Annotated in this window: 6 protein-coding genes and 1 pseudogene; 5 read left to right on the top strand and 2 right to left on the bottom strand. The window is 73.8% G+C overall.

All coding sequences use genetic code 11. From position 1 onward, the window contains the following. The first annotated feature begins 152 nt into the window (after positions 1-152). The 3 genes and pseudogenes from NYZ98_RS39585 to NYZ98_RS39575 form a co-directional block, all read left to right on the top strand. A complete protein-coding gene (locus NYZ98_RS39585; RefSeq protein ID WP_262850381.1) occupies positions 153-509 on the top strand; it encodes a hypothetical protein in 357 nt (118 codons plus the stop codon). Beyond that, complete coding sequence (locus NYZ98_RS39580) at positions 506-3133, top strand: VIT domain-containing protein (RefSeq protein WP_262850379.1); 2628 nt, start codon at positions 506-508, stop codon at positions 3131-3133. The genes NYZ98_RS39585 and NYZ98_RS39580 overlap by 4 nt, the downstream gene beginning before the upstream one ends. A 68-nt stretch (positions 3134-3201) precedes the next feature. Beyond that, positions 3202-3339 (top strand): annotated as a pseudogene (locus tag NYZ98_RS39575) (ClpX C4-type zinc finger protein); the annotation flags it as partial. A gap of 255 nt (positions 3340-3594) precedes the next feature. On the opposite strand, the gene mug reads toward NYZ98_RS39575, so the two are convergent. Together mug and NYZ98_RS39565 are read right to left on the bottom strand one after the other, a co-directional pair. Further along, the gene (gene mug, locus NYZ98_RS39570) at positions 3595-4188 is read right to left on the bottom strand and encodes a G/U mismatch-specific DNA glycosylase (protein WP_262850376.1); all 594 of its coding nucleotides are present in this window, start codon (positions 4186-4188) and stop codon (positions 3595-3597) included. Positions 4189-4337: 149 nt separating this feature from the next. Beyond that, on the bottom strand, positions 4338-5153 hold the full coding sequence (locus NYZ98_RS39565; protein ID WP_262850373.1) for an isocitrate lyase/PEP mutase family protein: 816 nt from the start codon (positions 5151-5153) through the stop codon (positions 4338-4340). A 198-nt stretch (positions 5154-5351) separates the two neighbouring features. Here NYZ98_RS39565 and NYZ98_RS39560 point away from each other — a divergent pair, with 198 nt between their 5' ends. Further along, positions 5352-5987, top strand: coding sequence for a TetR/AcrR family transcriptional regulator (locus NYZ98_RS39560; protein WP_262850370.1), 636 nt, complete (start codon positions 5352-5354; stop codon positions 5985-5987). Positions 5988-6319: 332 nt separating this feature from the next. After that, the gene (locus NYZ98_RS39555; protein WP_262850368.1) at positions 6320-7696 is read left to right on the top strand and encodes a galactose-binding domain-containing protein; all 1377 of its coding nucleotides are present in this window, start codon (positions 6320-6322) and stop codon (positions 7694-7696) included. The last annotated feature ends 104 nt before the right edge of the window (positions 7697-7800 follow it).

The raw sequence follows: 7800 nt of genomic DNA, 5'->3' as shown, positions 1-7800 counted from the left end.
CCCCGCCGTCCCCCGCGCTTCCGCCCCCATCCACGCTTCCGCCCGCACCCGCGCTTCCTCCGTCACCCCATCCCCCGTCTGCCCCCGCTCTTCCGCCGCCACCCGGCTTCCCGAGGACGCCCGGAGTCCCGCCGGCGGAGACCCCCGGGCACGTGGACGGCTCCGGCCCCGGCGGTGCGCCGCTCCCCCCGGTGCGCCCGCGCTTCTGGACCGCCGAAGCGGCCCCCACGGCCACGTCGTCCGCACCCGCGCACACATCGACCGGCCCGTACGTGCCGCCGCCCGCCTTCCCCGCGACCCCGCCGGACGCCGTCGTGCCGGAGGCGTCGTCCGGGCTGGTGCACGGTGTGCGGCTGGCGGCGGGGGTGACGCTGCTGCTGGAAGGGCGGGCGCCGTCGGCAGGGGACGTGGCCGCGCTGCGCGAGGCCGCCGCGCCCCTGCTCGCCGCGCTCCGCGACCGGAACCTCGACGACCTCGACCGATCCCCGTCCGAAGGGATGCAAGCATGACCGTTCAGATCGCTTCGCTGAAGCCCGGTGAGTACGCCCCCCTGCCCGACGCGGGCCTGGGCGCGCTGCGCACCGGCAAGGGGAACCTGCCTCTGGAGAGCGTCGAGGTGGACGCGCGGATCACCGCGCTCACCGCGGGCGTCGAGGTCGCCCAGGGGTTCCGCAACCCCTACGACGTCCCGCTGGAGGCCACGTACATCTTCCCGCTGCCCGGCCGGGCGGCGGTGACGGCGTTCCGCATGGAGGCGGACGACCGGGTCGTGGAGGGCGTGCTGAAGGAGCGCGGCCAGGCGCGGCGGGACTACGACCAGGCCCTGGCCGAGGGCCGGCGGGCCGCCATCGCCGAGGAGGAGCGCCCGGACGTCTTCACCATGCGGGTCGGCAACATCGTCCCGGGCGAGCGCGTGACGGTGCGGCTCACGCTCAGCCAGCCGCTGCCGTACGAGGACGGGGCGGCGACCTTCCGCTTCCCCCTGGTCGTGGCGCCCCGCTACATCCCGGGGACCCCGCTGGACGACCGGTCCGCCGGCGACGGCGTGGCGCCCGACACCGGCGCGGTGCCGGACGCGTCGCGGATCAGTCCCCCGGTGCTGCTGCCGGGCTTCCCCGACCCGGTGCGGCTGTCGCTGACGGCCCGTGTCGACCCGGCAGGGCTGGACCTGCGGGAGATCCGCTCCAGCCTGCACGTGGTCACCGAGGAGGAGGGCGTCGTGCGGCTCCAGCCGGGCGAGCGGCTCGACCGCGACTTCGTCCTGCGCCTGGCGTTCACCGCCTCCGCCTCACTGACGCTCGTCCCGGACCACGTCCACGGCCACGACGGCGGCCCCGGCACGAAGGACGGCACCACCGAAGGCGCCCAGGACCACGGCGAGCACGACGGGCACGACGGGGACGGGGACGGCACCTTCACGCTGACCGTGCTGCCGCCCGCGCCCGGCGGCCCGGACGCGCGGCGGCCGAGGGACGTGGCCCTGCTCCTGGACCGCTCCGGCAGCATGAGCGGGTGGAAGATGGTCGCCGCCCGGCGCGCGGCGGCGCGCATCGTGGACACCCTGACCTTCGACGACAGGTTCGCGGTGCTGTCGTTCGACAGCGTCGTGGAACGCCCGGAGGGCCTTTCCGCCGGGCTCGTCGCGGCGACCGACCGCAACCGCTACCGCGCGGTCGAGCACCTGGCCCGGCTGGAGGCCCGCGGCGGCACCGAGATCCTCGATCCCATGGAGCAGGCGCTCGGCCTGCTGGACGACCCCGGCAGGGAGCGGGTGCTGGTCCTGGTCACCGACGGGCAGGTGGGCAACGAGGACCAGATCCTGGAGCGCCTCGGCGCGCGGCTCGCGGCCGTGCGCGTCCACACCGTCGGCATCGACCGCGCGGTGAACGCCGAGTTCCTCGGCAGGCTGGCGGGCCTCGGGTCGGGCCGCTGCGAGCTGGTGGAGTCGGAGGACCGCCTGGACGAGGCCATGGAGCACATCCACCGGCGGATCGGCTCCCCGCTGGTCACCGGCCTGACGCTGAAGGCCGACGGCCTCGGCGTGCTGCCCGCCACGGTGACCCATCTCGGCTCGCTCTACTCGGGGGTGCCGCTGACGGTGTCCGGCAGGTTCCACGGCCCGGCGACGGGAGCGGTGACCGTGCACGGCGTGGGCGCGGACGGGCCGCCGTGGGAGCGGCGGCTGGACGGGACGCCCGCCGAGGGGCGGGCCCCGAGGGCGATCTGGGCGCGGTCCCACCTGCGCCGCCTAGAGGACCGGTACGCGATCGGCGAGCACGGCCTGGAGCGGGAGATCGTCGAGACCTCGCTCCGGCATGGCGTGCTGTGCCGGTTCACCGCCTTCGTGGCGGTGGACTCGCGCGTCGTCGCCGAGGGCGGGCCAGGTCACCGGGTCCTGCAGCCGGTGGAGTCGCCGAGCGGCTGGGCGGCGCCGGCGCCGCCCGTGCCGCCCGCCCCGATGGCCGCCGCCCCGATGGCCTTCACCTCGGCCGCCCCCGCGATCTTCAGCGTGGCGTCCCGCGACGCGGCCTCACCCGCCCCCGGAGCACCCGAGTACACCGCGGGGCCGGGCGGCGGCGCTCCGGGAACCTTGGGCGGCGGGCCCGGAACGGGGACCGGCGCCGTGCCGGGTACGGCGGCGGGCGCGGAGAGCGGCGGGGCGGTGCCGGGATGGGCGCCGGTCGCGCCGACGCCCTTCCCCGCTCCCCCGGCGGGCGCCCGGAGGGGGTTCGGCCGGTCCGTCAGCCGGAAGGCGGCCCCGGCGGCGCGACCGGTCCCGCACTCGGTGGACTCCGTCCGGCCGCAGCTCGCGGCGGAGCTCGCGCGGCTCAGGGAACGGGGGTCGCTGACGGTGGCCGAGCGGCGGCTCTACCTGGCCGACCTGGGCAGCCGCCTGACGGCGCTGGCGGCCTACACCGGCGGCGAGCCGGCGCTCTCGGCCCTGGCGCGCGAGCTGTCGGCGAGCGAGACGCCCGGCGCGGACGTGGACGCCCTGTGGGGCCGCGCCGTCGCCGTCCTGACCGAGCTGACCACCGCCCCGGGCGGCCCGGACATCCCGGACGGCCCCGACGATCCGGAAGCGGGGACGCACCGGCCCATCGCCCCCCGCCCCTCGTTCTGGAAGCGCTCCTGATTCATCTTGTCAGGGATCGCCTGACACTCCTATGCTGTCAGGGACATCCTGACAGCAGAGGAGTGCGCATGACATCCGACACCTTCGCCGACCTCGCCCGGTGTTCCTTCTGCGGCAAGCCGAGCACCCAGGTCGGCAGGCTGGTCGCCGGCGCCGGCGTGTACATCTGCGACGAGTGCGTGGCCCTGTCCGCGTCGATCATCGACGGGATCGTCCCCAGCCTCGCCGGACCCCCGTCCCCCATCTGGGAGGCGATGGCGGACGGGGAGATGCTGAGCCACATCCCCCGCGTCGCCGCGCACATCGACCAGGCCGAGGCCGACCTGCGCGCCTGGGTGCAGGAACTGCGCCGGCGCGGCGTCACGTGGACGAGGATCGGCGAAGCCCTCGGGATCACCCGCCAGTCCGCCTGGGAGCGCTTCTCCGGCGAGGAGTGACCGCCTGTCCAGGCGTCGACGCGTTCATGGTCTCTCCTGCCCGGTGGGGCCCTGGTGCCGTCCCGAACGCGCGGATCGGTCGGGCAGTCCCGTCGCGTGGCGCAGCCGGGTGAACTCCGCCGCCAGGGCGGCGGGCGGAAAGTGGGCGTTGCGGCCGCTGGGGTTGGGCAGTATCCAGATCCGGGTCCCGCCGATCGTGCCGGCCTGGGCTCCGACGCGGGCCTGGGGCGCGCCGAACGCGGCGCGGTAACCGGTGACGCCGAGAAACGCCGCCCAGCGGGGCGAGACGGCGTGCAGGCGCCGTGTCAGGTCGCGGCCGCCGTCGGCCAGTTCGCGTGGCGTCAGCTGGTCGGCTCGGGAGGTGGGCCGGCGCACGATGCTGGTGATGCCCAGTCCCAGGTCCAGCAGGTCGCGTTCCTGCTGGGGACGCAGGACGGCCGGGGTGAATCCGGAGGCGTGCAGGGCCGGCCAGAACCGGTTTCCCGGGCTCGCGAAACCGTGCCCGGCCGCGACGGAGAGCGGTGCGGGATTGATACCGATGAAGACGACGCTCAGCCCTTCGGCGAGGACGTCCGCCAGTCCCCCGGCGGGGACGTCCGCCGGCTCTTGATCACTCATTGGCCGCCCTGCCGGTGTCCGAGGGTTGAGCGTGATCACAACAGTGTCGCCTGTCGCGGTGGCCCGTAATGCTTCGCATTCCGCCGGCCCGGCCACGGCGTGCTTCTCGGCGGGTGAGCCGGCAGCACCGGCTCGCCCGCCGAGGCGGACTACAGCGCGTGGAGGAGGTCGAAGCCCATCGTGGTGGGGAAGGCGGCCAGGTCGCCCCCGGCGAGCCTGCCGGCGGCCGCGCGCAGGGCGCTCAGGCTGTGCAGGTAGGGCTCGACACCCAGGCTGATGCGGCGGGCGCCGGCCTTCTGTACGTCATCAAGGGTGAAAGCGCCCGACGACCATCCCATGAGTACGTTGACGGGCTTGGGCGCGACCGCCTTCACGACGGTGGCGATGGCGTCCAGATCAGGCAGATAGGGGGCGAAGAGCACATCCGCCCCGGCCTCGGCGAAGGCGGTCAGGCGGCGGACGGTGTCGTCGAGGTCCGGCCGGCCCTGGATGAAGTTGTCGGTGCGGCCGGTCAGCACGATCCGCCCCCGGGCCGCGGTGGCGGCGCCGCGGACGCGCTCCACGGCCTCGTCGAAGTCGCGGATGGGGTGGGCGGGGTCGGCGGAGGTGTCCTCGACGCCGATGCCGGACAGGCCTGCGGCGATGGCGGCCTCGACGGTGGCCGCGACGTCGCCGGGGGTGTCACCGTAGCCGTCCTCGAAGTCACCGTTGACGGGGAGCCTGCTCGCCCGGCCGATCAGCCGCGCGTGGGCGAGGTGCTCGTCACGGCCGACCGCGTGGCGGCCGTCGAGGCGGCCGAGGGTGGCGGCGAAGGCGGCCGAGGAGGTGGCGACGGCCTTGAAGCCCGCCTCGGCGAACACCGCGGCCGACAACCCGTCGAAGGCGTTGGGCATGACGAAGACGCTGTTCTGCTCGTGCAGGGCGGCGAAGGCTTCGTAGCGCTCGCGCGAGGTGGTATCGGACATGGTTTGTCCTCTCGAGATAATGGTGTCGTGCCGACCGTCGCCGTATCCGTCCGCCGGTCTCGTTCAGTGTTCACCCAGGTCAGGAATTCGAATTCCCCCAGGCCGGTGATTAGGGCCTCCGATATTTCTGGGCCGCACAGCCCAGTGAATCGGACGCGGATTGGGCTGTCAAACCCATTTCGGCGTACGCTCTGTGTCATGGGCGGTAACAGGGCCGATGCGAAGTTCACGGCCAAGGGGCTCGCGGCCAGGGCGCGCATCATCGAGCACGCGGCGGAGTTGATCTACACGCAGGGCGTGCACGGCACGAGCAACGAGGCGCTGCGCAAGGCGTCGGGCGTCAGCGGATCACAGCTCACCCACTACTTCCCTGACAAGGAAAGTCTCGTGCTCGCGGTGATCGAGTGGCAGACGCAGAACATCCTCACCGCGCACGCCGGGTCGAGCTTCGCGGGGTTCGACACCATCGGCGCCCTGCGGGAGTGGGCCGCGTTCTTCCTCACCCATGAGCGTGTGTGCCAGGAGGGCTGCACGCTGGGCTCACTCGCGGCCGAGATCGTCAAGGGCGATCTCGACGTCCGCGACCGGCTCGCCGCCGACTTCGATCGATGGAAGGACGTGCTCCGCGCCGGACTCGATCGCATGCGCGAACACGGCCGGCTTCGCGGCGACGCCGACCCCGCGCGGCTGGCGAACCTGCTGCTGGCCGCCATGCAGGGCGGCATGCTGCTCGCCCAGATCGCCCACGACGTCACCCCGCTGCGCGACGCCCTGACCGCCGCCATCGATCACGTGCAGTCCTTCGAGCCGACGCAGGCCCCACCCTCCGCGTGATCCCCGCGGAACAGGCGGGCGACCCCCCGAAGGCGGGCCGGCCTTTTCCGGTGGGAGGACGAACGTCCGGCGATTTCCTGCGCGCATGAAAAAGGCGCCGCGATATTTCCGGCAAGTTAACTGAGCTATTGACCTCCCGTCGTCGGTGGGTGATATCCTGCCCACCGGAGAGCGCTCTCTCACCTGAGTTCGACCGATCTGCCGCGCGACGCGCGTACCGGCGAAACGGCGCCGGCACGTTCACCCCTGTCGCGGCGCCCAGCGGGCACGCGAAGCCCCGAGGGCCCGCGACCGCCGTGCCCGCCGATCGGTCCCCAAGCAAGGGAGAGCCCATGTCAAGCAAGCGCGTAGACGTGGGAGGCGGCGCCGGCCATCGGCTGGCGCAGCGTCTCAAGGCCGGTGCCTCCGCCCTGGTCCTGGTGGCCGGCACCCTCACGGCCGCCACCCTGGCGGCCGTGGCCGTCCCCGGAACGGCCAGCGCGGCGGTCCCGGCCCCGCCGGCGGGCTTCAGCCTCACCTGGAGCGACGACTTCAACGGCGCCTCGGGCACGGGCGTGAACACCGGCACCTGGAAGTACGACACCGGTCCCGGGAGCACGTTCGGGACCGGCGAGATCGAGACGATGACCAACAGCACGGCGAACGTCTTCCAGGACGGCGCCGGGCACCTGGTCCTGCGGGCCCTGCACTCGGGCACCAACCCGGGCACGGGCTGGACCTCGGGCCGCATCGAGACGCAGGCGGCGACCTTCGGGGCGCCCCCCGGCGGCGTGGTGATGATGCAGTCGTCCATCCAGCAGCCCAACGTCACCACCGCCAACGGCGCCGGATACTGGCCGGCCTTCTGGATGCTCGGCGCGCCCCTGCGCACCGGCACGCCGTGGCCGACCAGCGGTGAGATCGACATCCTCGAGGACGTCAACGGGCGCAGCTCGGTGTTCGGCACGCTGCACTGCGGCACCAACCCCGGCGGCGTGTGCAACGAGTCGACCGGCATCGGCAGCGGCGAGCGCGCGTGCGGCGGCTGCCAGACCGGCTACCACACCTACGCCGTGCAGATCGACCGCTCGGTGTCGCCCGAGCAGATCCGGTGGTACCTCGACGGCACCAACTACTTCACCCTGTCGGCCAACCGGGTCGACGCCACCACCTGGGCGAACGCGGTGGACCACCCGTTCTTCATCATCTACGACCTGGCGATGGGCGGCGGGTTCCCCGCGGCCTTCGGCGGCGGGCCGAACGCCGCCACGGTGTCCGGCGGCCAGATGAACATCGACTACGTGGCCGTCTACAACAAGGGCCCGGGCGGCGGCGGAGGCGGCGGCACCCTGCTCTCGCAGGGCCACCCGGCGACGGCCTCCTCGACGGAGAACGCGAGCTTCGGCGCGGGCAACGCCGTCGACGGGAACACCGGCACCCGCTGGTCGAGCGCGTTCGCGGACCCGCAATGGGTCCGGGTCGACCTCGGGGCCACGCACAGCGTCAGCAGGGTGGTTCTGAACTGGGAGGCCGCCTACGGCAGGGCGTTCCAGCTCCAGACGTCCAACGACGGCGCGACCTGGACGACGATCTACTCGTCCACGACGGGGACGGGCGGTACGCAGGACATCACCGTCTCCGGCTCGGGCCGCTACGTGCGGATGAACGGCACGCAACGGGCCACGCCCTACGGCTACTCGCTGTTTGAGTTCCAGGTCTACGGCACCTAGGAGCGGGCACCTCTCCCTGGTGAGCCGCGGGGGGGGGGGGGGGGGGGGGCCCCCCGCCCCCCCCCCCCCCCCCCCCCCCCCCCCCCCCCCCCCCCCCCCCCCCC

Source organism: Sphaerisporangium corydalis, assembly GCF_025506355.1.
Lineage (GTDB): Bacteria > Actinomycetota > Actinomycetes > Streptosporangiales > Streptosporangiaceae > Sphaerisporangium > Sphaerisporangium corydalis.
The sequence above is the reverse complement of the archived record's forward strand: the minus strand, read 5'-3'. Positions and strand labels throughout refer to the sequence as shown.

What these genes read in the sequence shown, in the direction of transcription:
- NYZ98_RS39565 (WP_262850373.1), bottom strand. Translation starts at nt 5,153, where the DNA reads ATGTCCGATACCACCTCGCGCGAGCGCTACGAAGCCTTCGCCGCCCTG.
- mug (WP_262850376.1), bottom strand. Translation starts at nt 4,188, where the DNA reads ATGAGTGATCAAGAGCCGGCGGACGTCCCCGCCGGGGGACTGGCGGAC.
- NYZ98_RS39560 (WP_262850370.1), top strand. Translation starts at nt 5,352, where the DNA reads ATGGGCGGTAACAGGGCCGATGCGAAGTTCACGGCCAAGGGGCTCGCG.
- NYZ98_RS39580 (WP_262850379.1), top strand. Translation starts at nt 506, where the DNA reads ATGACCGTTCAGATCGCTTCGCTGAAGCCCGGTGAGTACGCCCCCCTG.
- NYZ98_RS39555 (WP_262850368.1), top strand. Translation starts at nt 6,320, where the DNA reads ATGTCAAGCAAGCGCGTAGACGTGGGAGGCGGCGCCGGCCATCGGCTG.